The sequence below is a fragment of the Roseateles sp. P2_H4 genome, from assembly GCF_056403315.1.
The window spans coordinates 64,213-88,869 of the sequence record NZ_JBFUFR010000025.1 but is presented as its reverse complement, the minus strand read 5'-3'; the positions used below and the strand labels follow the sequence as shown (position 1 = coordinate 88,869).

Genomic DNA, 24,657 nt, shown 5'->3' with positions numbered 1-24,657 from the left:
GCCGCCCGCGTGTTGATGATCGAGGACGAGCCGGAGATCCGGCGCTTTGTGCGCATGGCGCTGGAGAGCGAGGGCCTGGAGGTGTTCGAGGCGGTGACGCTGCAACGCGGCCTCATCGATGCCGCCACGCGCCGGCCCGAGCTGGTCGTGCTGGACCTGGGCCTGCCCGATGGCGACGGCCTGGACTTCATCCGTGAGTTCCGCGGCTGGTCGCAGGCGCCCATCCTCGTGCTGTCGGCCCGCGAGGGCGAGGAGCGCAAGGTGCAGGCCCTGGACGCCGGCGCCGACGACTACCTCGTCAAGCCCTTCGGCGTGGCCGAGCTGCTGGCTCGCGTGCGCGTGCAGCTGCGTCGGCACGGTGGTGGTGGCAACGAGGCCGACCCCGTGCTGCGCTTTGGCGATATCGCCATGGACCGCGCGCTGCGCACGGTCATCAAGTCGGGCGAGGAGTTGCATCTGACGCCCATCGAATACCGCCTGTTGCAGGAACTGGCCACCGCGCCCGGCCGCGTGCTGACCCATCAGCACCTGCTCAAGGCCGTCTGGGGCCCGGGCCATGCCGAGGATGTGCATTACGTGCGCGTGCACATGGCCAATCTGCGCAAGAAGCTCGAAACCGACCCCAACCGGCCGCAGTGGCTGGTGACGGAGGCGGGGGTGGGCTATCGACTCAAGACATGAATGCTGAAGACCTGCCCAAGCTCGTGAAGACCGAGATGCCCTTTGGCAAGCACCAGGGCACGCGGATCGCCGACCTGCCCAGCAACTACCTGGCCTGGTTTGCGCGCGAAGGCTTTCCCAAGGGCGAGATCGGGCGGCTGCTGGCACTGATGCACGAGATGGATGTCAACGGCCTGCGCGAGCTGTTGAGGCCGCTGCGATGAGGCGGGTGCTGTTCGCCCTGAGCCTGCTGCTGGCCAGCCTGGGCTGCGCGGCGCAGGGCGATGGTGGCTACACCGTCGTGCGGGTCGAGGCCGACAAGCTGCGCCTGTTCTGGCGTGACGACCAGGGCAGGCCGCTGCGCCGCCTGGACCGGCTGGCGGCCTGGCTGAAAACACAAGGCAAGACGCTCGCCTTCGGCATGAACGCCGGCATGTATCACGCCGACGCCGGCCCGGTCGGCCTGCTCGTCATCGACGGCCGCGAGCTGGCGCCCCTCAATCCTGCGGGCGGCCAGGGCAATTTCTTCCTGAAGCCCAATGGCGTCTTCTTCATCGACGCCAGGGGTCCGCATGTCGTCGATGCGGTGGACTACCCGCCGTCAAGCGACGGCGTGAAGCTCGCCACCCAGTCCGGGCCGCTGCTGCTGAAGCAGGGCCAGATTCACCCAGCCCTGAGCCCGAACTCGGCGTCGCGCTACATCCGCAATGGCGTCTGTGCAGCGGGATCGCAGGCCGTCTTCGTCATCTCCGAGCGGCCGGTCACGCTGCACGAATTCGCCAGCCATTTCCGCGACGCATTGCACTGCCGAGACGCCCTCTATCTGGACGGCGCCGTCTCCAGCCTCTATTCGCCCGGCCTCGGTCGCAACGACCGCTGGAGCGAACTCGGGCCGCTGTTCGGCACCATCGAATGACAACCGCCCAGGCCGCGCTTTTGCCGGCCTGAGCCGCGCCCTCGACGGTCTGTCGCGAGGCTGTTGGCGATCACTGCCGCCATCCCTAGGCTGCCGCTCATTCGCATAACGAGGAGTGGCCGTGCTGCAGATTCAAGACGTCACCAAAAGCTTCGGAAAACTCAATGCCGTGGACGGCGTGTCGCTGGACCTCCAGCCCGGCGTCGTCGGCCTGATCGGCCATAACGGCGCGGGCAAGAGCACGCTGATGCAGATGCTGGCCACGCTGACGCCGCCCACCCGGGGCGGCATCCTGCTGGACGGCGAGGACATCGTCGCCAAGCCCGAATTGATGCGCCGCCGCCTGGGCTATCTGCCGCAGGACTTTGGCGTCTACCCGCATCTGACGGCGCTGGAATTCCTGCAGTACTTCGCGGCCCTCAAGGGCGTGCGGGATCGGCAGCGGCTGCAGACGCTGCTGGAGCTGGTGAACTTGCACGAGCAGGCCCACCGCCCGGCGGCCGGCTTCTCGGGCGGCATGCGCCAGCGCCTGGGCATCGCGCAGGCCCTGCTGAACGACCCCGACGTGCTCATCGTCGACGAGCCCACCGCCGGCCTGGACCCCGAGGAGAGGCTGCGCTTTCGCCATCTGCTCGGCGACCTCGGCCGCCAGCGCCTCGTCATCGTGTCCACCCACATCGTGTCGGACGTCGAGAACATGGCATCGCAGCTGGCCATCCTGCGCCAGGGCCGGCTGGTGGCGTTTGAAACACCCGAGGCCGTGCTGGCACGCGCCGCGGGCAAGGTCTGGACGGCCCTGCTCGCACCGGCCGACTACGAGGCGCTGAAGGGCCATGTGCAGGTGCTGCAGGCCCAGCCCCAGGGCGGCCGCATGCAGGTGCGCATGACGCACCCGTCGCGCCCCTTTGCCGAGGCCGAGCCGGCCAACGCCAGCCTCGAGGAGGCCTTGATGGCTCAACGCTATGCCGATGCGCGGGTGGGTGCATGAACACCGCGTTGTACAAGGCCCTGGTGCACAACGAATGGCGGCTGCGCAGCCGGCGCGTCAGCAGCGTCGTCATCCTGCTCGCCGTCGTGGCCGTCAGCTGGTTGATGGTGCTGGACCCGAAGAGCGGTGCCGCCATGATGGTGGTGAGCAAGCAGCGCATTGCCTACGAGAGCCAGGCCCTGGCCTTCGCGAGCAATCTGATCGCTTCGCTGCTGTTCGGCCTGGCGGGCTTCTACCTGGCGCGCGGGCGCACCCAGGAGGACCTGCGCTGCGGCACGGCCGGCGTGCTGGCCGCCACACCGGTCAACAACGCCCAGCTGCTGGGCGCGCGCTGGCTGGGCGCCTTCGGCTTCCTGTTCTCGCTCGGCGCCGTCGTCATGCTGACGGTGTGGGTGCTGCAGCTGGTGCGCGGTGAGGGGCCGCTGCAGCCGCTGCCCTATCTGCAGATGCTGGTGCTCGGGCTGGCGCCCGGGCTGATGCTGTGCGCCAGCCTGGCCGTGCTGGCGGATGCCTGGCTGCCGCTGATGGGCAAGCGCGGCGACGCCCTGTACTGGCTGCTGTGGATGCTGCAGTTCGCCTTCGTTCCGGCGACGCTGGGGCAAGGCGGTGTCGTGCATCTGAGCGGCTGGCAGGTGTTCGACGTCAACGGCATGTCGCCACTGCTGGTGGGCGTGAGCCGGCTGATGGACGTGAACCACATCAGCGTCGGCGGCTCGCCCTTTGACGCCACGCTGCCGATCCTGCACATGCCGGCGGGGCTGTGGAGTTCGGAACTGGTGGCCCTGCGCGTGGGCGCGATGCTGGTGGCCTTGCTGCCCCTGGTGCCGGCCGTGCTGCTCTTCCACCGCTATGCCCCCGACCGCGTCAAGCTGCGCAACCCGGGCGGCCGCTGGCGCCTGGTGCTGGCGCTGCAATGGCTGCTGGGCCCGGTGATGCGCCCCTTCACCCGTGCGCTCGCCCTGCTGATGAGCGCCGGCGCCCGGTTGCCCGGCCTGCCCGGCCGCTGGCTGGCCGACGTCGGCCTGGTGCTGCTGAGCCAGCCGCTGCTGGCGCTGGTGATGCTGGCCGGCGCGGTGGYGAGCGCCTTCGTGCCTGCGGCGCTGCTGCCGGCGGTGCTGGCGGGCACGCTCTGCGCCTGGGGCATCGCCGTGGCCGATGTCAGCTCGCGAGACCTGCAAAGCGGCACCCTGGCCCTGGCCAGCGCCGTGCCCGGTGGCGCGCTGGAGCGCGGCTGGCGCCAGGCCCTGGCGGCCTTCGGCCTGGGCTTGTTGCTGGCCTTGCCGGCCCTGCTGCACATGGGCATGAACGCGCCCCGGCTGGCCCTGGCCTGCGTGGCAGGCCTGCTCTTCCTCAGCGCCGCGGCAACGCTGCTGGGGCGGCTGACGCAGGGCTCGCGCACCTTCCTGGCCCTGTTCCTGTTCGCCCTCTACCTGGACATGCAGAAGACCGGCGTGCCGGCCCTGGACCTGCTGGGCCTGGTGGGCGACGCGAGCGCGGCCAGCGCGGCGGGCTATGCGCTGGCGGGTGTGGCGGGCTTCACGGCCTTGCTGGCCCTGCCCCGGCTGCGTCGGACCTGAGGCGCAGGCCGCGGCCTACAGCGCGGCGGCTTGAAACGGCGCAAGATTGAGGGGCCATGACCGCAGATTCCTTCGCCCGAGCCGTTCGCCTGTGTGGATTGCTGTGCACCTTGACAGGCGGCACGGTCCACGCCGGGGAGCAGCTGCCGAAGTCGCCTGCCTGCCGTACTGCGCTGCAGGCGCTGGAAGAGGCCGAGGACGCCATCGCCGCCTCGGCGGCTGCATCGGCCACCCCGTCGGATCAACGGCGTCAGCAGGCGGTGGCCGCAAGGCTGCAGCCGGTGCGAAAGCGTGTGGCCGATGCCTGCCTGGGCGGCCTGACGACCTCGCCATCGCCGTCCCAGCACAGTTGGGTCGCTCCAGCCCGACCCGCTTCGCCCGCTGCGCCGCGTGTGGCCATGCCGGCGCCGCCCGCGGTGATCGTCACCGTGCCGCGCCCGGAACCACCCGTCACGGTGACCCATTGCACGGCGGCAACCTGCATCACCAGCGATGGCGCCACGCTGACCCGCGTCGGCCCCAACCTGATCGGGCCGCGCGGCAGCTGCACCGTGCAGGGCAACTTCCTGCGCTGCCCTTGAGGCCTGCGGCGGCGTAGCATCGCCCGCTGTGAAAGCCCTCCACGAACGGCTGCTCGGCGCCTTCGAGACCCACGACGCCGGCGCGATCCGCGCGATTCTCGAGGCCGGTTTCGATGCCCGCGCCCGAATTGACGGCAAGCCGGCCGTCACCCATCTGCTGGAGATGTATTGGCGCTCGGACGGCTTCCCCGCCTGCCTGAAGCTGATGCTGGACAGCGGTGCCCAGCTCGACGACCCCCGGCTCGCGCCCGTGCTGCTCAACGACGCCGACGCGCTGGCTGCGGCCGTGGCGGCGGAACCAGCGCTGTTGCAGCACCGCACGCGGATGCGCTGCACCTTCACGCCGCTGGACGGCGCCACGCTGCTGCACGTCGCGGCCGAGTACGGCCATCTCGCGGTGGCCGAGCGCCTGCTGGCCCTGGGTGCAGACCCGAACGCGGTGGCCGATGTCGATGCCGACGGGCTGAACGGGCAGACGCCGCTCTTTCACACGGTCAACTCGAATGCCAATCGGTCTGCACCCCTGATGCGCCTGCTGCTCGCGGCCGGTGCACGGGCCGATGTGCGACTCCAGGGCATCACCTGGGGGCGAGGCTTCGACTGGGAGACGGTCTGCTATGACGTGACGCCGCTGTCCTATGCCCAGCTCGGCCTGCTGCCGCAGATGCACAGGGCCGAGGCCGACGTCTACGCGAACATCGCCGAGCTGCTGGCGGCCCAGCAGCGCCCGGCGCCGCGGTTGGGCAATGTGCCGAATCGCTACGTCCGCTAGCTCAGCCCAGTTGGCTGGCGATCCACGCCCTGGCCTCGGCCACCGTGCCGAAGACGCGATACGGCGCCGTGACGAAGGCATAGCGTCGGAACTCGTCGATCGCGGTGAGGATGTCGGGCCGATCGGTGACGGCCGCCAGCAGCACGCCCGGGTTGGTGAAGAGCGGCCCGATGTGCAGGGCCGCGATCTCGGCCGTCGCTTCCGCCGTCACCTCATAGCGCTCCACCGCGAGATAGTCGGTCAGCGCATAGCGCAGGCCGTCGAAGCGGTGGTCACCGGCGATGGCGTCGAAGGAAGCGCGACGCTGCGCGATGGTGACGTCCCCAAAGTAGGTTCGGTAGACGCCTTCCGGTTCCCAGGTGATGCGGTAGGGCATGGCCGCCTGCTGCTCGTGACAGGGTCATGATAGGCGGCCTCGTTTTTCCGGCTCAGTAGTCGATGCCTACGCGAATGCCGTAGGTGCGGGGGTCGTTCCAGTAGGCGCGCACGAAGCCGCCGCCGTCCTGCACCGCGTTCTTCGTCATTCGGTTCGTCGCGTTCAACACATAGAGCTCGGCGCGCCAGTACTTGGGGGCCTGCAGCTTCAGGCTGGCGTCGATCTTGGTGAAGGCCTTCTGTCCGTCGGAGATGTGCGGGTTGTCCAGGTTGAGCATCGTGAAGTACATCTTGTCCTGCCACTTCAGGTTGGCCCAGGGCGTCAGCTCCCAGCCCTCGCCGAACATGAAGCTCTGCGAGAAGTTGATGCCGAAGCTGTACTTGGGTGACAGCGGCAGGTGGTGGCCGGTGATGTCCAGGATCTGCCGGCCGGCGAACTCGCGGTTGGGGCCGCTGTAGGGGTCGGGGCAATGCGGTGCGCCGACCTCGTCGCGCACGCCGCAGTTCCAGGTGTCGCTGTAGGACGGGTAGTCCTTCATCTTGCTGTTGATGTAGCTGAAGAAGGCCCCCAGGCGGGCACCCGGCCAGGGCTTGTAGTCGACCTCCAGCTCCAGGCCCGGGATGCTGACGACGCCGACGTTGATGGTCTGCCACTTGGTGACGATGTCGCAGGTCGGGTTGTCGTCGGGGCAGGGCGTGGAGCGCTTGATGCGCGAGGCGAAGTTGTCGCCGGTGACCTGCATGTCCTTGTAGCGGCTGAAGAAGACGGTGGCCGACAGGCTCAGGCGCTTGTTCAGCATCAGGCCCTTGTAGCCGAACTCGAGATTGGTGACGGTCTCGGGCTTGTAGGAGAAGAAGGTGTATTGCGGGCCGGCCGGGCCGTCCACGCAGTCGTGGCCGCCGCAGCGGTCGTCCTTGTCGCCGAAGCCGCCGGCCTTGTAGCCGGTGGAGAGGGACGTGTAGACCATGTCCAGCGGCGTGAGCTGCTTTTGCAGGCCCAGGCGGTAGGTGATCTTCTTCCAGCTCTCCGAGTTGTCGTTGCCCGCCGGGGCGCCCCATTCGGCATAGGCGCCGGTGCCGGCGAAGGGCCCCATCTGCTCGGTCAGATCGCGGCCGTTGTGCGCGCGGAAGCCCGGGTCGCCGGGCGTGCCGGGGTGATAGAGGCCGTTGTAGTAGGCCGGCGTGGAGCCGTCCCAGCCGCCGAAGACCTGGCCGCCCTTGTCGGTCTTCTTGTCGTAGCTGTAGCGGGCGCCCAGCGTGGCCGTCCAGGTCGGCGTGAACTTCCAGTCGGCCTGGGCGAAGACGGCCTTGGCGTCGATCTGGCGGTCGGGCTGGTGATAGAACTGGCTGGTCGGAAAGCCGAAGGGTGCCGTGACGAGCTGCTCCTGCGCATAGTCGATGGCGTTCTTCTCGTGCATCCAGAACAGGCCGGTGACGAGCTGCAGCGTGTCGCTGTGGTGCTTGAACTGCAGTTCGTGCACGCTGGACTTGTAGCTCGAGCCCAGCGTCAGCGAGGTCATGTCGCTGATCGGCCAGGTGCCCCAGTCTCCATCGGGGCCGACCGGCAGGCTGGCCGTCACCTGGCTGGCTATGGGGTGGTAGCCGCCGTCGTCGTCGGCCTGCTGGGTGCGCTTCTGGTTGGCGAAGGCGAAGCCATATTCGAGGCTGCTGCTGGGGCTGAGGTTCCACACCAGGTTGGAGCGCAGCGTGCCGATGGACATGTCCGTCTTGCCGGGCACGTTGATCTTGACGTCCCATTTGCCGCCGGTGCAGGCGAAGGCGGTGCCGGCCGCCATGTCGCAATCCTTCATCGCGACGTCGCCGGCGCCGTTGTTCTGGAACTTCTCGTAGGCCAGCAGCCACTCGACGTTGTCGCTGAGCTTCAGGCGCCCGGCGATGCGGGCCGCCCATTCGTCGCGGTTGTAGTAGTACCTGCTCTTGGAGACCAGGGTGTTGCGGCGCTGGTCGACATCGGGGATGCCGTCGGCGACGAAGCCATGCGCCGGCAGGTTGACGTCGGTGAAGTCCTGCTGCTGGTTGATCCAGCCATCTCGCTGTACCTTGCTGACGGTGGCACGAAGCGCGAACTTGTCGTTGATCGCGACGTTCTGGATCAGGTTGACCTGGCGCTTGCGGTAGTTGCCGAAGTCGGCCTCGACATTGCCGTAGGTGGAGCCGAACTCGGGCTTGGCCGGAATGATGTTGACGCTGCCGCCGGTGGAGTTGCGGCCGAACAGGGTGCCCTGCGGGCCGCGCAGCACTTCCACCTGCTCCAGGTCGAACATCAGCGCCAGCGCGCCCTGGGGCCGCGGCGAGTAGAGGCCGCCCACGTGCAGACCGACGGCGGGGTCGCCGATCTCGGTGAAGTTGGTGGAGCCGACGCCGCGGATGTTGATCTGGATGCCCGAGTCGGCGCCCGAGGAGATCTGCAGGTTGGGCACGGTGCCGGACAGGCCGCGCACGTCGTGGATGCCTTCGCGGCTCAGCGCCTCTTGCGTGATGGCGGTGACGGCGACCGGCGTTTTCAGCAGGTTGGAGTTGACGCGTGTCGCGCTGACGGTGACGGTAGGCAACTCGTTCTTGGCGTTCTCCTTGTCCGTCGTCGTGTCCTGCGCGAAGGCCGCGCCGGCCAGCAGGCCGACTGCGGCAGCGGTGACGGTTTGGGTGAATCCAGCTCGGTTCGGTCTCATCGCTCTCGGCTCCTTTTGATGTGTATGGGCGGCCGCCGTCCTGGCCCGAAAGCCACGGCGTGTTTGAGTCAGGAAATCAGGCCCCCGGTTTGGGCTTGGTCTGTGAGAACAGCTGCGCCAGCGAGACGGTCTCGTTGCGCACCAGTGGCCTGGCCCAGGCGCTGACGCTCAGGATGTAGGCCAGGGTCAGGAAGACGGTGGACATCGCGGCACGCAGCCCGATGGCATCGCCGAGCACGCCGACGATCATGGGCGCGATGGCGCCGCCGAGGATGCCGGTGCACAGCACGCCGGAGAAGGCGCCGTGGTGGCGCGGCACTGAATTCAATCCCAGCGAGAACACCACGGAGAACATCACCGACAGGAAGAAGCCCGATGCGGGGAAGGCCAGCTGCGATGCGGCCGCCGGGCCGAAGAGGGCGATGGCCGCGCTGCCCATGGCCAGCACCGTGAAGCCGGCCAGCACGACGCGCGAGTCCAGCAGCTTGAGCAGCAGGAGGCCTAGCAGGCAGCCCAGCGACATCAGGCCCCAGAAGCGGCCGACCGCGTCGGCACCGGCGTCGGTGGCCGAAACGCCGTGATAGGTCGACAGGAACTGCGACATCCAGTTCGCCAGCGTCTGCTCGGTGCCGACGTAGGCCATGATGCCCAGGAAGAAGAGCCGCACATCGCGCCGCGCCAGCAGTTCCTTGTAGGCCGCCCAGCCGCCAGCGCGCTCATCGTCCTTGAGCTCGACCCGGGGCAGGGGCAGGGTCTGGTTGGTGATGATCAGCGCGACGAAGGCTGCCGTGAAGATCCAGTAGAAGGCGACCCACACCAGCGGGCTGCCGGCCGCGCCCGGGCGCTCCATCAGCAGCTGGAAGGCCATCGGGCTCAGGAAGGACGCCAGCCCGAAGACGAGCTGCCCCATCACCGAGAAGAAGGCGAAGTGGGCTTCGCCACCGGCCGTGCGCATCAGCGGGTTGATGACGACCTGCAGCAGGGCCATGCCCAGGCCGATGACGAAGAGGCCGCCGATGGCCGTCGCGTAGCTGGGCAGCAGCGCGATGGCCAGCGAGCCGGCCAGGTTGAGCGCGAAGGCGACCAGGATGGTGAGCCGCGCGCCCCTGGCCTCCACCAGCATGCCGCCGGGGATGGAGACCAGCCCGTAGGCCAGGAAGAAGGAGAAGGGCAGGAAGCCGGCCATCGCCAGGCTGAGCTTGAAGTCCTGGATGATGATCGGCATCAGCGGGCCGATCAGGTTGGTGACGAAGGAGATCACGAACCAGATCAGCAGGATGTAGCCGACGATGAGGGCGCGGTGCTTCATGCGATGCAGTCGGCGAACTCGCCAGCGCGGATGGTCTTGCGCGGGAAGCGCGACAGGATGGCGCGCGCCGTGCGGCAACCGGCGGCGAGCGCCTCGGCCAGGTGGGCGCCGCGCAGACGGGCCGAGAGGTAGCCGGCATTGAAGGCATCGCCCGCGCCGATGGTGTCGAAGATGTCGGCGGGCTCGGCGTCGTGCTCGCTGCGGCGGCCGCCTTCGAAGCCCAGGGCCCCGCGCGCGCCGACCTTGACGATGAGGCTGGCGCCCGGCTTCAGCGCGCGGGCGATCAGCACCAGGGCGGCGTCCAGGTCTTCCGTGCCGGCGATGCTGCGCGCTTCCAGTTCGTTGATGAGCAGGTGGTCGCAGTGCGGCAGCCAGCCCAGCACTTCGGCGCGCACCTCGGGCGTCCAGCCCTCGGGCGGCCAGCCGGTGTCCAGCGCGATGGCATAGCCGCGGGTGGCCGCTTCGGCGAGCAAATCGGCGTAGCGGGCGCGCAGCTCGGTCAGCAGGAAGGGTGCCGTGAACAGGGCGACGGCCGGCACGTCGCTGGGCAGCAGATGCTTCAGCACATGCTGGACCGACAGTTGTTGCAGATGGCCGTGGGTAGTGAAGAAGTTGCGGTCGCCGCAGGCGTGCATCAGGCCCACAGAGATGGTGGTCTCGCTGGCGCAGCTTTCCAGGTTGGTGCGCAGGCCGGTGAACTGCTCACCGAGCCACTGGCCGAAGTGATCGTTGCCCACCGCAGAAATGAGCTGGGTGCGCTGGCCGATGTGGCGCGCCGCCAGCGCGGCGTTCGCGGCAGAACCCCCGGCGCGCAACTCGCTGCGCGGCATCAGCAGTTCGGTGCCGATGCGGGGCCAACCATCGAGGGAGCCGAGAACGAGATCGACGCCGACGTCGCCAACGATGCTGAGCTGGGGGCTGAAAAGTGCGCGATCCGTGTCCATGGCGCCAACTATAGGAGCCCTGGAAATGGCCTGTCAATAAATAAATCCAATGGATTGAAATATTTATCCGGCACGCCTGGTGGGCGGCTTGTGACCCAGCAATTCGGCCACGTCGACCTCGGGGCGGCGCTCCTGCTGCAGCACTTCGAGGCGGGGCGACAGCATCTCGTAGATGGGCAGCACGGCCGCGCCGAGGATGGAGCTGTCGTCCTGGCGGTCCGACAGCACGATGCGGGTCTCGGGCTCGGCCACGCCGCCGCGCACCGAGCGGTGCCAGGGCAGGGCGAGGGCCACGAGGTGCTCCACCAGCACCTTGGGTGCCGAGCCGCCGATGACGATGGAGCGCGGGTCCAGCATGTTCTCGATCATGCAGACGGCGTCGCGCAGGCGGTCGGCGGCCTGGCGGCACCAGCCGTGCAGGGCGGTGTCGCCGGGCTGCTGCAGGCGCTGGGCGAGGTCGACGCTCCAGACATCGTGGTCAGACACGCCCAGCGCCTCGGCCAGCGAGTGCATGGACAGATAGCGCTCCAGGCAGCCGCGGTTGCCGCAGTAGCAGGCGGTGCCGCCCGGCACGATGGGCACGTGGCCGATCTCGGTCGCGTTGCCGTCGGCGCCGGGGTAGGCCGAGCGGCCGATGACCAGGGCTCCACCCAGGCCGAGGCCGAGGTGCAGATAGAAGAAATCGTCGAGGTGGCGGGCCACGCCGAAGAGCGTCTCGCCCAGGGCGCCGGCAACGCTGTCGACGCGGTAGAAGAGGGGCAGGCCGGTGGTTTCGCGCAGCTCGTCCAGCACGGAAAGATCGTTCCAGCCCTCCAGCGCCGTCGGGCCGATGAAGCTGATGTCGGTATGGCCGAGGGGGCCGGGCAGGGCGACGCCGATGCCCCAGAGCCGCTCGGTCGATTCGCGCCGCAACTGGGCGACGAGCTGCAGCATGGCGGCCAGCATCTGGCGGCGGTCGCTGCTGTCCATCTCGACCTCGCAGCGGCTGCGCACCTCACCGACGAGGTTGACGAGGGCGGCCGAGGCGCGGCCCGGTTCCAGGCTGATGCCGATGGAGTTGCCGGCCTGCGGGTTCAGTTCGAAGGCGATGGGCGGCTGGCCGCGGGATTTGTCCACCTTCTGCCGGCGCGACACGATGAGGCCGATGGCCTCCAGGTCGTTGGTGATGTTGGCCACCGTCTGCGGGCTCAGCGACACCATGTCGGCGATGTCCTTGCGCGAGGCGGCGCCCTGCTGGCGGATGAAGTCCAGCACAACGCGGCGGTTGTAGGGTGCGCTGGACTGCTGGGTGGCTCCTCGTCCAATGGTTCTCATGCGTGCTCGAAGCTGGGCCGGGGATGACGGTGGGCGCATTCTGTCTCAGGGTCGGACCGGCTCTCCGGCGCTCGATGAAACAAATACAAACAACCAATGGATTTAAATATTGACGAAGTGGAGTGGCCTCACTACATTCGCCGCCGAGGTCCAAGCCGGCGCGCTGCAGAAGGCGCGCTCCTCTGACGGCGGCGCGCCGATGCGCGGGCCGTGGGCAACAACCACCCGTGGCACCCGCCACTGACTTCCGTTGAGGCAAACATGCAATCACTTCGACCCAGCGTTCGCCGGATCGTCTCTTGCGCGGCGCTCGCGCTGCTCGGTGTTTCGTCCCTGGCCCTGGCGGCCGGCAATCGCAGCACGGAGAAGGCCAGCGCCTTTGTGCAGGACGGCTGGCTCTACACCAAGACCGAGACCGCCAGCGGCCAGGCCCTGGTGACGGCCGTGCAGCCGGCGGCAGCCAGCGGCGTCATCCCGGTGGGGGACTCGCGCGTCTGGGGCAATGTCTTCGACAAGAACCGCAAGCTCACCGTCGCCCAGTGGCAGGCCGTGCTCAGCATGGACGCCTACCCGGAGAACGGCACCACCAACTACCAGGACGTCGGCCCCTGGCGCTATTGCGAGGTGGACTACGAGGCCAGCGTCGGCATCTCCGACTACCGCGGCAACACCTTCGGCCCGGTCGGCGTGACGACGGTGGGCGACTTCCCCGACTACTTCAAGAACGCCTTCGCACCCTATGTGCTGGGCAAGACGGGTGCGACCAACACCGACATGAAGAACTGGGGCGTGCAGGTCACCGGCGTGTCGGCCAGCAACTTCAAGGCCGACGACGAGCGGCTCGATCCCTATCCCAACCTCAGCCGCTCCAACTCCACCAAGCGCGCGGCCCTGACCAAGATCTGCAAGGCGCTGCAGTCCGCCTTCGACACCCAGCAGGACAAGTATGTGATGAGCCATTACGCGCACATCAACAACGACAAGCTGCTGCCGGTGCTGAGCGCGCTCAAGGGCGTCGGCTTCACGGCCTTCGACAAGTACAACCTCGTGGGCCTGGCCTTCCAGGTGCAGGTCAACACCGGCTCCATTGGGAGCGTGTCGGCCTTCACCTCGGTCAAGAACGCCGGCAACTGCGGCAGCATGAGCAACGAGACCTGCTTCGCCACCTACCTGACCGACCAGTACATCCGCTGGCTCAAGTCCTCCAGCCTGGGCGACGATGCGGGCAACTGCTGGCGCGCCAGCATGGCCCTGGACATCTACAAGAAAAACCCGGCCATGAACAGCGTCAGCACGGTCAACTCGGTCATCAACGCCAGCTACCCGAACAACAGCGGAAAGTGCCCGACCTCGGGCATCAAGTGGTCCAAGAACATGGCATGGGAATGAAGCGAATCCTGATTGCAGCGGCCCTGGTGGCCGCAGCGCCGCTGTGCGTGGCCACCGAGGCGGCTGCGCCGGTGACGACGGTGTCGGTCAAGTTGCCGACCGATCCGCTGCTGGTGCAGATCAACCAGGTGGCGCTGGAACGCGTCGGCCCCAAAAAGGCCGTCGTCGAGTCCACGGGCCCGGCGCAAGCCGGGCGCTACCGTGTGCTGGCCGGTGGCAAGCTCGTTGCCCAGGGGGAGTTGAAGGCCTTGCCCGAGTTCTCGGCATGGGGCGCGGGCAAGCGCTATTTCGAGGTCGACTTCTCGGCCATCGAGAAGGCGGGCGTCTATCGCGTCGAGGCCACGCTGGGCAACAAGCGCGCGCTGTCGGCACCGGTCCCGGTGCGGGACCAGGCCCTGTTCACGACCATCGCCGACAAGACGCTGGACTACTTCCACCGCAGCCGCCACACGGGCAAGGGTGACAGCCGCATCCGCATTTTCGAGACGGATAGGTTCGTCGACGTGCATGGCGGCTGGAAGGATGCCGGCGGCGACACGGGCAAATATCTGTCCCACCTCGGCTATGCCAACTTCTTCAATCCGCAGCAGACGTCGATGGCGGCCTGGGCGCTGACCTACACGGCCCACACCTCGGCCGATCTCTACCGCCGTGCCGGGCTGCTGAAGCGCGCTGAGAACGAGGCCTTCTGGGGTGCGGACTATCTGCACCGCATCCTCGACGCCGAGGGCTATTTCTATACGACGGTGTTCGACAAATGGGGTGACGAGAAGGCCGAGCGCATGGTGGTCGGCTACGAGGGCGAGGACGGCAAATACACCCAGCTCTATCGTTCGGCCTACCGCGCGGGCGGCGGCATGGCCATCGCGGCGCTGGCGCGGGCCTCGCTGCTGGCGAAGCAATCAGGCCGGCAGGGCGAGTTCAGTGGCGCGACCTATCTGGCCGATGCGGTCAAGGCCTTCGACCATCTGCAGCAGTTCAACGCGCAGTACACGGCCAACGGCATCGAGAACATCATCGATGACTACACGGCGCTGATGGCGGCCGTCGAGCTCTTCCATGCGACGCGTGAGCCGCGCTTTCTCGATGCGGCCCGATTGCGGGCCGAGAGCCTGATGGGCCGCCAGACCGCTGCCGGCGGTTTCATCAGCGATGGTGGTGCACGGCCCTACTACCACGCGGTCGAAGCCGGCCTGCCCGCGTTGAGCCTGTCGCACTACCTCGCCATCGAGACGCAGCAGGCCCGCCGCGGCCGCGCGACCGCCGTGATCGCCGCGGCCCTGAAGCATGAAGTCGCCATCACCCAGCGAGTGTCCAACCCCTACGGCTATGCGCGCCAGGCCTTCCAGCTCGCACCGAACGGCAAGGCCGAAGGCGAGGTGATGGAAGGCTTCTTCATCCCGCACAAGAACGAGACCGGCTACTGGTGGCAGGGCGAGAGCGCACGGCTGGCCTCGCTGAGCACGGCCATGGCCGTGGCCAGCCGCCAACTGGGCGCCGGCATGCCCGAGGGCTGGGCGGCTTTCTCGCAGAGCCAGCTCGACTGGACGCTGGGCCGCAACCCTTATGGCATCTCCATGCTCTACGGCTTTGGCAAGCGCAACCCGCCGACGGTGGCCTCCAGCGCCGGCGACATGTTTGCCGGCGGCATTTCCAACGGCATCACCGGCGCGGTCGGCAGTGACAGCGGCGAGGGCATCGCCTTCGGCCCCGGGCCCGATGGCGAGCAGTGGCGCTGGGTGGAGCAATGGATTCCGCATTCGGCCTGGATGCTGCTGGCCGCGGTGGCGACCGCGCGCTGATGTCACAAACGTGGGGGCTGTTGCGTCAGGAGGGGGTTGAGACACGAAACTCCCGCCATGACCGACGACCTCTCGCCAACCGCCCGCGCCCTGCGCTTTGACCGTGACCACGCGCGCCGCCTGCGCGCAATGGCCTACCGCATGCTCGGCTCGCGCGCCGAGGCCGAGGACATCGTGCAGGAGGCCTGGCTGCGCTGGGCCGAGGTGGATGCGGCCAGCGTCCAACACGAAGGCGCCTTCCTTTCGCGGCTGGTGACCAATCTCTGCCTGGACAGGCTGCGCTCCGCCGCCGTGCAGCGCGAGCACTACGTTGGCGTCTGGCTGCCCGAGCCCATGCTGGAGGACGAGGCCCTGTTCGGCTGGGCGCCCGGCCCCGAGAAGCAGGCCGAGTTCGCCCAGGACGTGTCCATCGCCTTCATGCTGGCCCTGGAGCGCCTGTCGCCACTGGAGCGCGCGGCCTTCCTGCTGCACGACGTCTTCGACCTGGACTACGACGAGATCGGTCGCCACCTGGACCGCAGCGAGGCCGCCTGCCGCCAGCTCATCAGCCGCGCGCGCAAGAACATCAAGGCCGACTATGCGCGGCGCGAAGTGGCCAAGGAGGAGGCGGACCGCCTGGTCGGCGCCTTCATGGACGCGGTGCGCAGCCAGGACGTGTCGGCCCTGGCCCAGCTGCTGAGCGAAGACGCCGTGCTGATGGCCGACGGCGGCGGCAAGGTCAGCGCGGTGCCGAAGCCGCTGCATGGCGGTGCCGTCATCGCCCGCACCTTCATCGGCTTTGCGCAGATGCCGACCAGCCAGGGCTGGCGCCTGGTGCCCGCCAGCGTCAACGGCTTGCCGGGTGTGCTCATCGTGGATGACGCCGCTGGCGGCCGCCTGGTGCAGACCATTGCGCTGGCGCCGGCCGCCGAGGCGGGCCAGGTGGGCGCTGTCTATATCCAGCGCAACCCCGACAAGCTCAGCGGGATCAGGATGCGTGTCACAAACGCCGCGGCTGATCCGTCTTGAGTGTGAGGCCGGCGATTCCGCGGGCCCGCCACACCCCAAGGACATTGCCATGAGCACGCATACCGCCCGCCTCGACTACTTCCGCCAGTCCGCCGACCTGTCCAAGAAGTACCTGGACTTCAGCATGGCCTTCCGCATGGACAAGACCCTGGCCGTGCTGATCGACATCCGCGCCTCGCAGATGAACGGCTGCGCCTTCTGCCTGGACATGCACGTCAAGCAGGCCAAGATGCACGGCGAGCGCGAGCTGCGCCTGCACCATGTGGCCATCTGGCGCGAGTCGCCGCTGTTCACGCCCAAGGAGCGTGCCGCCCTGGCCTGGACGGAGCTGCTGACCCACATCCCGACCGAGGGCATTTCCGACGCCGCCTATGCCGAGGTCAGCGAGCATTTCTCGCCGGAAGAGTTGTCCGAGCTGACCTGGCGCGTCGCCGCCATCAACGGCTGGAACCGCATGAATGTGGCGGTCCGCAATGTGCCGGGGTCGGCGGACAAGATGTTCGGCCTGGACAAGGCGGGCCTGAACTGATCTGGCGCAAAGCGGCCGCCGGCCTCGCGTCCTACCCTGCAACGGCGCTTCCACCCTGCACCTGGGCAAAGTCTCGGAGTAGGGTGGTCTGACGTCATGGAAACCTTCCGGGCGCGTAGCGCCTTCTGGAGGATTTGCCATGGCCATGATGAAAGCCGCTGTCTTTGTCGAGCCCGGGCGCATCGTGCTGGACGACAAGCCCATGCCCGATGTCGGCCCGCAGGATGCGTTGATCCGTGTGACCACGACGACCATCTGCGGCACCGACATCCACATCCTCAAGGGCGAGTACCCCGTTGAGCGCGGCCTGACCATCGGCCACGAGCCCGTGGGCGTCATCGAGAAGCTCGGCTCGGGCGTGCGCGGCTACCGCGAGGGCCAGCGTGTCATCGCCGGCGCCATCACGCCCAGCGGCTGGAGCACGGCCTGCCTGTGCGGCTGCGGCTCGCAGGACGGCGCCGGCACGGCGCATGGCTTCAAGGCCATGGGGGGCTGGAAGTTCGGCAACACCATCGATGGATGCCAGGCCGAGTACGTGCTGGTGCCCGACGCGATGGCCAACCTGGCGCCGGTGCCCGACTCGCTGACCGACGAGCAGGTGCTGATGTGCCCCGACATCATGTCCACCGGCTTCAGTGGCGCCGAGAGCGCGGGCGTGCGCATCGGCGACACGGTGGCCGTGTTCGCGCAGGGCCCCATCGGCCTGTGTGCCACGGCCGGCGCCAAGCTCAGCGGGGCGTCCATGGTCATCGGCGTCGATCGCCTGGCCAACCGCCTGGCCATCGCCACGCAGATGGGCGCCGACCATGTCATCGACGCCAGCAAGGTCGACCCCATCGAGGAAATCATGCGCCTCACCGACGGCCGGGGCGTGGACGTCGCCATCGAGGCGCTGGGCACGCAGCAGACCTTCGAGGCCTGCCTGCGCGTGCTGCGGCCGGGCGGCACGCTGTCCAGCCTGGGCGTCTATTCCACCGACCTGACCATCCCGCTTGGCGCCTTTGCAGCCGGGCTGGGCGATCACAAAATCGTCACCACGCTCTGCCCGGGCGGCAAGGAGCGCATGCGCCGCTTGATGGCCGTCATCGCCGCGCGCCGCGTCAACCTGGAAGCCATGGTGACCCATCGCTTCAAGCTCGACGACATTGAGGCGGCCTACGAGCTGTTCGGCCACCAGCGCGACGGCGTGCTCAAGGTCGCCATAACTCCCTGATCTATGAGCATCCGCCACCTCGACCAGCTTCTCTCACCGCGCTCGGTCGTGGTGGTCGGCGCCTCCGACCGTCCCGGCAGCGTCGGCGCGACGGTCTGGCGCAACCTGCGCGCCGGCACGTTTGCGGGCGCCGTGTTCGGCGTCAACCCCAAGCACGCCGAGCTGGACGGCGTGGTGCTGGCGGCACGCGTCGCCGACCTCACCGAGCCGCCCGACCTGGCCGTGCTGTGCACGCCGCCCGACACGGTGCCCGGCCTCATCGCTGAACTGGGCCAGTTGGGCACGCGGGCCGCCATCGTCATGACCGCGGGCCTGAACGCTGTTCAGAAGCAGGCTGCGCTGGACGCCGCCCGGCCGCATCTGTTGCGGCTGCTCGGCCCCAACTGCCTGGGCCTGCTGTCGCCGCGCATCGGCCTGAATGCCAGCTTCGCCCATGTCGACGCCTTGCCCGGCGAGATCGCCTTCGTGTCGCAGTCGGGTGCGCTGGTCACGGCGGTGCTCGACTGGGCGCGCTCGCGGCGCATCGGGTTCTCGCACATGGTGTCGCTGGGCGAGCGGACCGACGTGGACTTCGGCGACCTGCTCGATCACTTCGCCAGCGACCCGCACACGCGGGCCATCCTGCTCTACATCGAATCCATCGAGTCGCCGCGCAAATTCATGTCGGCGGCGCGCGCGGCGGCGCGCAACAAGCCGGTCATCGTGGTGAAGGCCGGCCGCGCCGGCAAGGGCCTGCAGGCCGCCGCGTCGCACACCGGTGCGCTGGCGGGGTCGGACGTGGTGATCGACGCGGCCATCCGCCGCGCCGGCATGCTGCGCGTGGACACGCTGCAAGACCTGTTCATGGCGGCCGAGACGCTGGCGCACTTTCGAGGCAACCCGCAGCGGGGCCTGACGCTGATGACCAACGGTGGCGGCGCCGGCGTCATGGCGGCCGATGCCGCCGCGCTGGCCGGCGTCGAGCTGCCGCCCCTGAGCGAGGCGCTGCGCGGCAAGCTCGACAGCGTGCTGCCGCCCACCTGGTCGCACGGCAACCCCATCGACATCATTGGCGACGCACCGGTCGAGCGCTACACCGCCACACTGCGTGCGCTGCTGGACGACCGCGACACCGGCACGGTGCTGTTCATGCACGCGCCGACGGCCATCGTGCGCAGCGAGGACATTGCCCTGGCCTGCGCGCCGCTGGCCCGTGAGGCGGCTGGCCGCTTGATGAGCTGCTGGCTGGGCGACGCCGGCGTGGCCGAGGCGCGGCGTGTCTTTGAGGGCGCGGGCGTGGCCGGCTACGACACGCCCGAGGAGGCCGTGCGCGCGTTCGCGATGCTGACCCGCTACGCCAGCAACCAGGCGCTGCTCACCGAGGCGCCCACGGCCAGCGAGGCCGGGCCGGCGGACCGTGCGGCGGCGCGCGCCGTCGTCGAGGCGGCACTCGCCGCCGGCCGCGACATGCTCGACGAGCTGGAGGCCAAGGCCGTGTTGCAGGCCTATGGCATCCCGGTCGTGCCGACGATTGCGGTCGGGCCCTCGGCGGATGCTGCGGTCGAGGCCGCAGGTGCCATCGGCCATCCGGTCGCGCTGAAGATCCTGTCGCCCGACATCAGCCACAAGTCCGATGTGGAAGGCGTCGCGCTCGGCCTGTGCGACGACGCGGCCGTGCAACTGGCAGCCAAGCAGATGCTGGCGCGGGTCCGCGCCATCAAGCCGTCGGCGCGCATCACCGGCTTCACGGTGCAGTCCATGGTGCGCCGGCCGCATGCGCAGGAGCTGATCGTCGGCGCCAGCGTCGACCCGGTGTTCGGTCCGGTCATCCTGTTTGGCCAGGGCGGCACGGCGGTCGAGGTGATGGCCGACCGTGCCATCGGCCTGCCGCCACTGAACCGCGTGCTCGCCCGCGAGCTGGTGGCCGGCACCCGCGTGGCCAGGTTGCTGGCCGGCTATCGCGACCATGCGCCCGCGCGCATCGATGCCATCTGCGACGTGCTGGTGACCGTCTCGCAGATGCTGGCCGACCTGCCCGAGCTGGCCGAACTGGACATCAACCCGCTGCTGGCTGACAGCGACGGCGTCATCGCGCTGGACGCCCGCCTGCGTGTCACCCGGGCGGCCAGCGCCGGGACGTCGCGCTTCGCGATCCAGCCTTACCCGGCCGAACTCGCCGAGACCTGGACCTGGCAGGGCCGGCAGCTGCTGGTGCGGCCGATCCGGCCCGAGGACGAGGCGCGGCATCTCGCGTTCGCGAAGCAGCTTGCGCCCGAGGACATCCGACTGCGCTTCTTCAGCCTGCGACGCGAGCTACCGCGCAGCGAGCTGGCCCGCCTGGTGCAGATCGACTACGACCGCGAGATGGCCTTCGTCGTGCTCGAAGCGCAGCCCGACGGCACGCAGCGCACGCTCGGCGTCGTGCGCGCCGTGGCCGACCCCGACAACGTCGAGGCCGAGTTCGCCATCATCCTGGCGGCCGAGGTGCAAGGGCAGGGCCTGGGCCAGCGCCTGCTCGACAAGATGGTGGGCTACCTTCAAGGCCACGGCACGCAGCGCCTGGTGGCGCTGGTGCTGCGCGAGAACACGGGTATGCGGGAGCTGGCGACGCAGGCCGGCTTCAGGCTGGACACGCCAGGGTCGGACCATGAGGCCTTGCGCTACGTGCTGGACCTGACCACGGTCGCAGCGCCGGGGAGGCGCTGTTCGTCCGTTGCCGCGAACGCTTAGGCAGCTTCCGGCCGGCTGCCGTCCTTGCAACGCAAACCTGACGGCAGCTATCGACGTTGCTGCCGTTCGCCCCGTCAGATTCGATGCCGCAGAGCCGACCTTCAGGACAACCGCGACCGTATGGGGGGGCCGCTGTCAGCTTGTCGAAATCAAGCTACCTTCCGGCGCCTCACTGTCGCTGACAGACTTGAATGCGAATGCAAGAACGATCAATACGGTGAGTGGCATCAGCGGATTCACGAACGCCAGAAGTAGCAGCCAGTACGTCCTGCGTTTCATGGCCCAGGCTCGCTCATCGGGCCTCGCACTTGCAAGCCTCAGTACTACCCAGGCGTGGATAACGGCGAGCGCGAACAGGACGCAACCCAACGTGAGCCAGACCGCAGATGTCGGGTGGTTGTGCATCGATAGATGCTACTGCTGAACTTCCACATGTGGCGAGCCGGACTACCGCGGAGCGGTCGTTTGCGACTGCCTGTTTGTGGCCGGCAGCTGATGAGGCTAGTCCTCAAGCGGGCGACTCGAAATCGCTTCGCGAGCGTTCGTTGCGAAGTCCCCGCCGAGCGACTCGGTTTGTCTGCTTCTCGCGCCAGATCACCCCACGCAGTAACACATCGATCTGGCAGGTTAGTCGCTCGAGGACGGGGCGCTGACTGCGTTATGCACTGGGATAACGCCTTCGATGCGGCGGACGGCGCTTGAGATGAGATCCCTGGGCTGGGTCGACTGCCGCAGACCAGGAAAGCCTGGATATTCAACTGGCGGCGTCGTGCGCTGGGCTTCTCGCAGCGCTGGCAACGCACTGGCCGCCGCAGGACCGTCAAAGCCCAGGCAAGCGGCCGCATTGGCGCGTACCCAGGGGTCGGAGTCGACTAGCAGGCGGACAAGGCGAGCAATCTGGAGTTCACTCAAAGCGAGGGGCCGATTCCCCAGCGGCGAGGCGCAGTACTCGACCAAGTCGCTCGTCAGCCGCAGGCGCTCCGCACGATCCTTCGTGGACTCCACTGCGATTAGATTGCGGTCAATGAGGGAACTTGTACGCTCCGACTCACCGCCCCACGCACACCCAGCGATCAGCATGACAAGCCAAAAGACGAAGGGAACATGCACGCGTTGATCTGAAAGCAAGAGATGTCCTCGAAGATTCACCCGACGCGGCGCCATGGCTGCGCGTGGACTGCCTGCAGGGCTTAGGCAGAAACAGCGCAGGCGGATCGGAGGGGTTCTTGGGTGGGCCCCTGATGCCAGAGCGGCGTCAATGTACAGCCACAAAGGCGTCGCCCATCGACGGCAGCTCTGGCCGAGAGCCGCCCCTCAAGGCGCAACCGCTGCTCACCGGTTCTAGCCAGACGCCCTAGCTGGCGTCGCGGCCTCGGTCCCGGCGTCAACGCTGCTCTCCCGGCGCCGCTAGCATCGCTCGCATGTTTTGCCGGGAGATTCGCCATGCTGGAGGTCCGAGTCGTCCGAACCCTGTCCGTGGAGACGGATGCCGCTCTGGGCCACCTCAGCGCAGCCAGCAGCTTGGTTCGGGTGGGGCAGTGGCTGTTCGTCGTGGCCGACGACGAGCACACGCTGGCTGTCTTTGACGCCACGGGTGAGCGCGCCGGCCGGCTGCACCGGCTCTTCGACGGCGAATTGCCTGGCAAGCCCAAGGCCCGCAAGGCGGCCAAACCTGACCTGGAGGCACTGGCGCAATTGCCTCCGTTTCATGGCTGCCCGCATGGCGCGCTGCTGGCGCTGGGCTCGGGGTCGCGGCCGCAGCGTCATCGCGCCGCGTTGCTGGCGCTTGACGAGGCGGGCGATCTTCAGGCCACCGTCCGCGAGATTGACCTGGCGTCCTTGTACGAGCCGCTGCACGCAGAGCACGAAAAACTCAACATCGAAGGGGCCTTTGTCAGCGCTGGCAGCTTCTGCCTGTTGCAACGGGGCAATTCGGCCGACGCGGCCAATGTGTTGATCGCCTTCGACTGGCCGGCCGTTCAAGCCTGGTTGAGCGGCACCTCGCCCGCGCCGGGGCCGCTCAACAGCACGTCCTATGACCTCGGCGACATCGACGGCGTGCCACTGTGCTTCACCGATGGCGCCGCCTTGCCAGGCGGCGGCTGGGTGTTCTGCGCGGCGGCGGAGGCCACGGATGACAGCTATCTGGATGGCCCATGCGGGGGATCGGCGGTCGGTGTCGTCGCGGCCGATGGGCGCTTGCTTGGCGTGTGGCCGTTGTCCCTGCGATGCAAGGCCGAGGGCATCGCGGTGATCGTCGAGAACGGTGTTCTGCAGCTGCTGCTGGTGACCGACCCGGACGACCGCGACGAGCCCGCGCTGCTGCTCTCGGCGACGCTGGCCATTGACTAGGATCGCGGCACCCGACTCCACGCTTCCCATCATGACTGCCAAGAACGTATTCGTTGCCGCCGCGCTGGCCACAGCCTGCGTGACTGCCTTTGCCCAGTTGCAGCCCGTCGATGCGGCCGACCCCGTCGCCCCGCTCGTCAACCAGCTTGAACTGGAGAAGTACAAGGCCACCATCAAGGGCCTGACCCAGTTCGGCGACCGCCGCCAGGGCACGGCGCGCAACCGGGCGGCGCTGGACTGGATCGAGGCCCAGCTCAAGAGCTACGGCTGTACGAACACCGAGCGGCTGCGCTATGACTTCACCGAGCCGGTCAAGCGCGGCCCGGTGCAACTGCAACCCGTGCGCGCAGCCGGCCCGGCGGCGCAGGGCGGCGGCACGCTGTTCGGCAAGCGTGCCCCCATCGGCGTGAACATGGACCCGATGGCCCAGCCCGACGAGAAGCTGCGCGCACTGAACACCGAGCAGACGCCGCTCGGCACCTCGCCGCGCGAGAGCGTCTACTGCACCAAGGTCGGCACCACCCGGCCCGACGAGATGTACATCGTCTCCGCCCACATGGACGGCATCGGCTTTGGCGAGGCGGCCAACGACGACGGCTCGGGCACGGCCCTCGTCATGGAACTGGCGCGCATCTTCAGCGCGCCTGGCGTGACGACGGAGCGCTCCATCCGCTTCATCCTCTGGAACAACGAGGAGACCGGCCTGAACGGCGCCTATGCCTATGTGGCCCAACGCCAGGCGCTGCAGGGGATCGAATCGCCCAAGGGCTCCGGTCAGTACCCGGAGCCGAAGTGGCTGGGCATGATCCAGCACGACATGCTGATGTTCGACCACGGCATGCCGGTCCCGAAACTCGACGCCGCCGGCAAGCCGGTGCTGGACGCCCGTGGCCAGCCGGTCTACACGGCGCCCAAGGAGCAGCGCGCCGAGGCCGACGTCAACATCGAGTTCCAGGTCAATGCCAAACAGACGGACGGCGCCGCCAAGCTGGCCTGGGCCCTGCGCGCCGCCAACGAGAAGTACGCAACCGACTATCCGGCCGCTGTTGGCAACCGCATGACCAATACCGATTCGACGCCCTTCATGGACGTTGTGCCGGCCATCTCGGTGCGCGAGAACGAGCGTGGCATGCAGATCGGCGCGGGCTGGAACCCGCACTGGCACCAGCCCACCGACCTGTATGCGACCTACTCGGACAAGGACTTCCTGCTCGGCCTCAACGCGGCACAGACAACACTCGCAGCTGTCGCGCAACTTACGGGGGCCCGGGTCAAGCCCTGACCCTGTGATGTCCTGCCGCCCGCATTCGCGGGGATGTAGCAAATGTATCAATTGGATACAGTTCGCCCCACTGCGCGGTTGCTAACCGCATTCATGCGCGGGCACGAGATGTTGCAGGGCCAGGTGTAGTCAGCGCCAGGGGCACCTAAGCGCACACAGGGAGGAGCGAGGTCGTACGGGTGTCTGCCCGTCGGCCGTTCGGGGTCCACCGTGGGTGGATCAATCCTTCCCGATGTCGTGCCGACAA

At 68.2% G+C, this 24,657-nt stretch carries 20 protein-coding genes; 15 read left to right on the top strand and 5 right to left on the bottom strand.

Going from position 1 to position 24,657, the window contains the following annotated elements; genetic code table 11:
• The first annotated feature begins 15 nt into the window (after positions 1–15).
• From AC1DW3_RS19165 to AC1DW3_RS19135, 7 genes are all read left to right on the top strand, one after another.
• Entirely contained in the window at positions 16–681 is a 666-nt protein-coding gene (locus AC1DW3_RS19165; RefSeq protein WP_477933866.1) for a response regulator, read from the top strand.
• Positions 678–884, top strand: a complete 207-nt coding sequence (locus AC1DW3_RS19160) for a DUF3820 family protein (protein WP_477933822.1) — start codon at positions 678–680, stop codon at positions 882–884. Before AC1DW3_RS19165 ends, AC1DW3_RS19160 begins: the two co-directional genes overlap by 4 nt.
• Positions 881–1,576 (top strand): phosphodiester glycosidase family protein, encoded by a 696-nt coding sequence (locus AC1DW3_RS19155; RefSeq protein WP_477933820.1) that lies wholly within the window; start codon positions 881–883, stop codon positions 1,574–1,576. The genes AC1DW3_RS19160 and AC1DW3_RS19155 overlap by 4 nt, the downstream gene beginning before the upstream one ends.
• Before the next feature lie 121 nt (positions 1,577–1,697).
• Positions 1,698–2,564 (top strand): ABC transporter ATP-binding protein, encoded by an 867-nt coding sequence (locus tag AC1DW3_RS19150; RefSeq protein ID WP_477933818.1) that lies wholly within the window; start codon positions 1,698–1,700, stop codon positions 2,562–2,564.
• Positions 2,561–4,141: a hypothetical protein gene (locus tag AC1DW3_RS19145; protein WP_477933816.1), complete on the top strand. Its 1,581-nt coding sequence runs from the start codon at positions 2,561–2,563 to the stop codon at positions 4,139–4,141. The genes AC1DW3_RS19150 and AC1DW3_RS19145 overlap by 4 nt, the downstream gene beginning before the upstream one ends.
• A 56-nt stretch (positions 4,142–4,197) precedes the next feature.
• A complete protein-coding gene (locus AC1DW3_RS19140) occupies positions 4,198–4,722 on the top strand; it encodes a hypothetical protein (RefSeq protein WP_477933814.1) in 525 nt (174 codons plus the stop codon).
• A 28-nt stretch (positions 4,723–4,750) separates the two neighbouring features.
• Entirely contained in the window at positions 4,751–5,494 is a 744-nt protein-coding gene (locus AC1DW3_RS19135; protein WP_477933812.1) for an ankyrin repeat domain-containing protein, read from the top strand.
• Between the two features lies 1 nt (position 5,495).
• Here the strand turns inward: AC1DW3_RS19135 and AC1DW3_RS19130 are convergent, their stop codons facing one another.
• The 5 genes from AC1DW3_RS19130 to AC1DW3_RS19110 form a co-directional block, all read right to left on the bottom strand.
• Positions 5,496–5,870, bottom strand: a complete 375-nt coding sequence (locus AC1DW3_RS19130) for a hypothetical protein (protein ID WP_477933810.1) — start codon at positions 5,868–5,870, stop codon at positions 5,496–5,498.
• A gap of 52 nt (positions 5,871–5,922) precedes the next feature.
• Positions 5,923–8,559: a TonB-dependent receptor gene (locus AC1DW3_RS19125; protein WP_477933808.1), complete on the bottom strand. Its 2,637-nt coding sequence runs from the start codon at positions 8,557–8,559 to the stop codon at positions 5,923–5,925.
• A 76-nt stretch (positions 8,560–8,635) separates the two neighbouring features.
• Positions 8,636–9,868, bottom strand: coding sequence for an MFS transporter (locus AC1DW3_RS19120; RefSeq protein ID WP_477933806.1), 1,233 nt, complete (start codon positions 9,866–9,868; stop codon positions 8,636–8,638).
• Positions 9,865–10,812, bottom strand: coding sequence for a carbohydrate kinase family protein (locus tag AC1DW3_RS19115; RefSeq protein WP_477933804.1), 948 nt, complete (start codon positions 10,810–10,812; stop codon positions 9,865–9,867). The genes AC1DW3_RS19120 and AC1DW3_RS19115 overlap by 4 nt, the downstream gene beginning before the upstream one ends.
• 63 nt (positions 10,813–10,875) lie before the next feature.
• Positions 10,876–12,126 carry an ROK family transcriptional regulator gene (locus AC1DW3_RS19110; protein WP_477933802.1) on the bottom strand — a complete coding sequence of 417 codons (1,251 nt, stop codon included), beginning with the start codon at positions 12,124–12,126 and terminating at the stop codon, positions 10,876–10,878.
• A 261-nt stretch (positions 12,127–12,387) separates the two neighbouring features.
• Here AC1DW3_RS19110 and AC1DW3_RS19105 point away from each other — a divergent pair, with 261 nt between their 5' ends.
• From AC1DW3_RS19105 to AC1DW3_RS19070, 8 genes are all read left to right on the top strand, one after another.
• Entirely contained in the window at positions 12,388–13,515 is a 1,128-nt protein-coding gene (locus AC1DW3_RS19105) for a hypothetical protein (protein WP_477933800.1), read from the top strand.
• Positions 13,512–15,317, top strand: coding sequence for a glycoside hydrolase family 9 protein (locus AC1DW3_RS19100; protein WP_477933798.1), 1,806 nt, complete (start codon positions 13,512–13,514; stop codon positions 15,315–15,317). Before AC1DW3_RS19105 ends, AC1DW3_RS19100 begins: the two co-directional genes overlap by 4 nt.
• 57 nt (positions 15,318–15,374) lie before the next feature.
• Complete coding sequence (gene sigJ / locus AC1DW3_RS19095; protein ID WP_477933796.1) at positions 15,375–16,325, top strand: RNA polymerase sigma factor SigJ; 951 nt, start codon at positions 15,375–15,377, stop codon at positions 16,323–16,325.
• 49 nt (positions 16,326–16,374) lie between these two features.
• Positions 16,375–16,854: a carboxymuconolactone decarboxylase family protein gene (locus AC1DW3_RS19090; protein ID WP_477933795.1), complete on the top strand. Its 480-nt coding sequence runs from the start codon at positions 16,375–16,377 to the stop codon at positions 16,852–16,854.
• 139 nt (positions 16,855–16,993) lie between these two features.
• Positions 16,994–18,067: an NAD(P)-dependent alcohol dehydrogenase gene (locus tag AC1DW3_RS19085; protein WP_477933793.1), complete on the top strand. Its 1,074-nt coding sequence runs from the start codon at positions 16,994–16,996 to the stop codon at positions 18,065–18,067.
• Positions 18,068–18,070: 3 nt separating this feature from the next.
• On the top strand, positions 18,071–20,776 hold the full coding sequence (locus AC1DW3_RS19080) for a bifunctional acetate--CoA ligase family protein/GNAT family N-acetyltransferase (RefSeq protein ID WP_477933791.1): 2,706 nt from the start codon (positions 18,071–18,073) through the stop codon (positions 20,774–20,776).
• Positions 20,777–22,219: 1,443 nt separating this feature from the next.
• Positions 22,220–23,128, top strand: a complete 909-nt coding sequence (locus tag AC1DW3_RS19075) for a DUF6929 family protein (RefSeq protein ID WP_477933789.1) — start codon at positions 22,220–22,222, stop codon at positions 23,126–23,128.
• Between the two features lie 31 nt (positions 23,129–23,159).
• Entirely contained in the window at positions 23,160–24,410 is a 1,251-nt protein-coding gene (locus AC1DW3_RS19070; RefSeq protein ID WP_477933787.1) for a M20/M25/M40 family metallo-hydrolase, read from the top strand.
• The last annotated feature ends 247 nt before the right edge of the window (positions 24,411–24,657 follow it).

What these genes read in the sequence shown, in the direction of transcription:
- AC1DW3_RS19140 (WP_477933814.1), top strand. Translation starts at nt 4,198, where the DNA reads ATGACCGCAGATTCCTTCGCCCGAGCCGTTCGCCTGTGTGGATTGCTG.
- AC1DW3_RS19165 (WP_477933866.1), top strand. Translation starts at nt 16, where the DNA reads ATGATCGAGGACGAGCCGGAGATCCGGCGCTTTGTGCGCATGGCGCTG.
- AC1DW3_RS19110 (WP_477933802.1), bottom strand. Translation starts at nt 12,126, where the DNA reads ATGAGAACCATTGGACGAGGAGCCACCCAGCAGTCCAGCGCACCCTAC.
- sigJ (WP_477933796.1), top strand. Translation starts at nt 15,375, where the DNA reads ATGACCGACGACCTCTCGCCAACCGCCCGCGCCCTGCGCTTTGACCGT.
- AC1DW3_RS19080 (WP_477933791.1), top strand. Translation starts at nt 18,071, where the DNA reads ATGAGCATCCGCCACCTCGACCAGCTTCTCTCACCGCGCTCGGTCGTG.
- AC1DW3_RS19075 (WP_477933789.1), top strand. Translation starts at nt 22,220, where the DNA reads ATGCTGGAGGTCCGAGTCGTCCGAACCCTGTCCGTGGAGACGGATGCC.
- AC1DW3_RS19105 (WP_477933800.1), top strand. Translation starts at nt 12,388, where the DNA reads ATGCAATCACTTCGACCCAGCGTTCGCCGGATCGTCTCTTGCGCGGCG.
- AC1DW3_RS19085 (WP_477933793.1), top strand. Translation starts at nt 16,994, where the DNA reads ATGGCCATGATGAAAGCCGCTGTCTTTGTCGAGCCCGGGCGCATCGTG.
- AC1DW3_RS19155 (WP_477933820.1), top strand. Translation starts at nt 881, where the DNA reads ATGAGGCGGGTGCTGTTCGCCCTGAGCCTGCTGCTGGCCAGCCTGGGC.
- AC1DW3_RS19115 (WP_477933804.1), bottom strand. Translation starts at nt 10,812, where the DNA reads ATGGACACGGATCGCGCACTTTTCAGCCCCCAGCTCAGCATCGTTGGC.
- AC1DW3_RS19090 (WP_477933795.1), top strand. Translation starts at nt 16,375, where the DNA reads ATGAGCACGCATACCGCCCGCCTCGACTACTTCCGCCAGTCCGCCGAC.
- AC1DW3_RS19120 (WP_477933806.1), bottom strand. Translation starts at nt 9,868, where the DNA reads ATGAAGCACCGCGCCCTCATCGTCGGCTACATCCTGCTGATCTGGTTC.
- AC1DW3_RS19070 (WP_477933787.1), top strand. Translation starts at nt 23,160, where the DNA reads ATGACTGCCAAGAACGTATTCGTTGCCGCCGCGCTGGCCACAGCCTGC.
- AC1DW3_RS19160 (WP_477933822.1), top strand. Translation starts at nt 678, where the DNA reads ATGAATGCTGAAGACCTGCCCAAGCTCGTGAAGACCGAGATGCCCTTT.
- AC1DW3_RS19130 (WP_477933810.1), bottom strand. Translation starts at nt 5,870, where the DNA reads ATGCCCTACCGCATCACCTGGGAACCGGAAGGCGTCTACCGAACCTAC.
- AC1DW3_RS19125 (WP_477933808.1), bottom strand. Translation starts at nt 8,559, where the DNA reads ATGAGACCGAACCGAGCTGGATTCACCCAAACCGTCACCGCTGCCGCA.
- AC1DW3_RS19100 (WP_477933798.1), top strand. Translation starts at nt 13,512, where the DNA reads ATGAAGCGAATCCTGATTGCAGCGGCCCTGGTGGCCGCAGCGCCGCTG.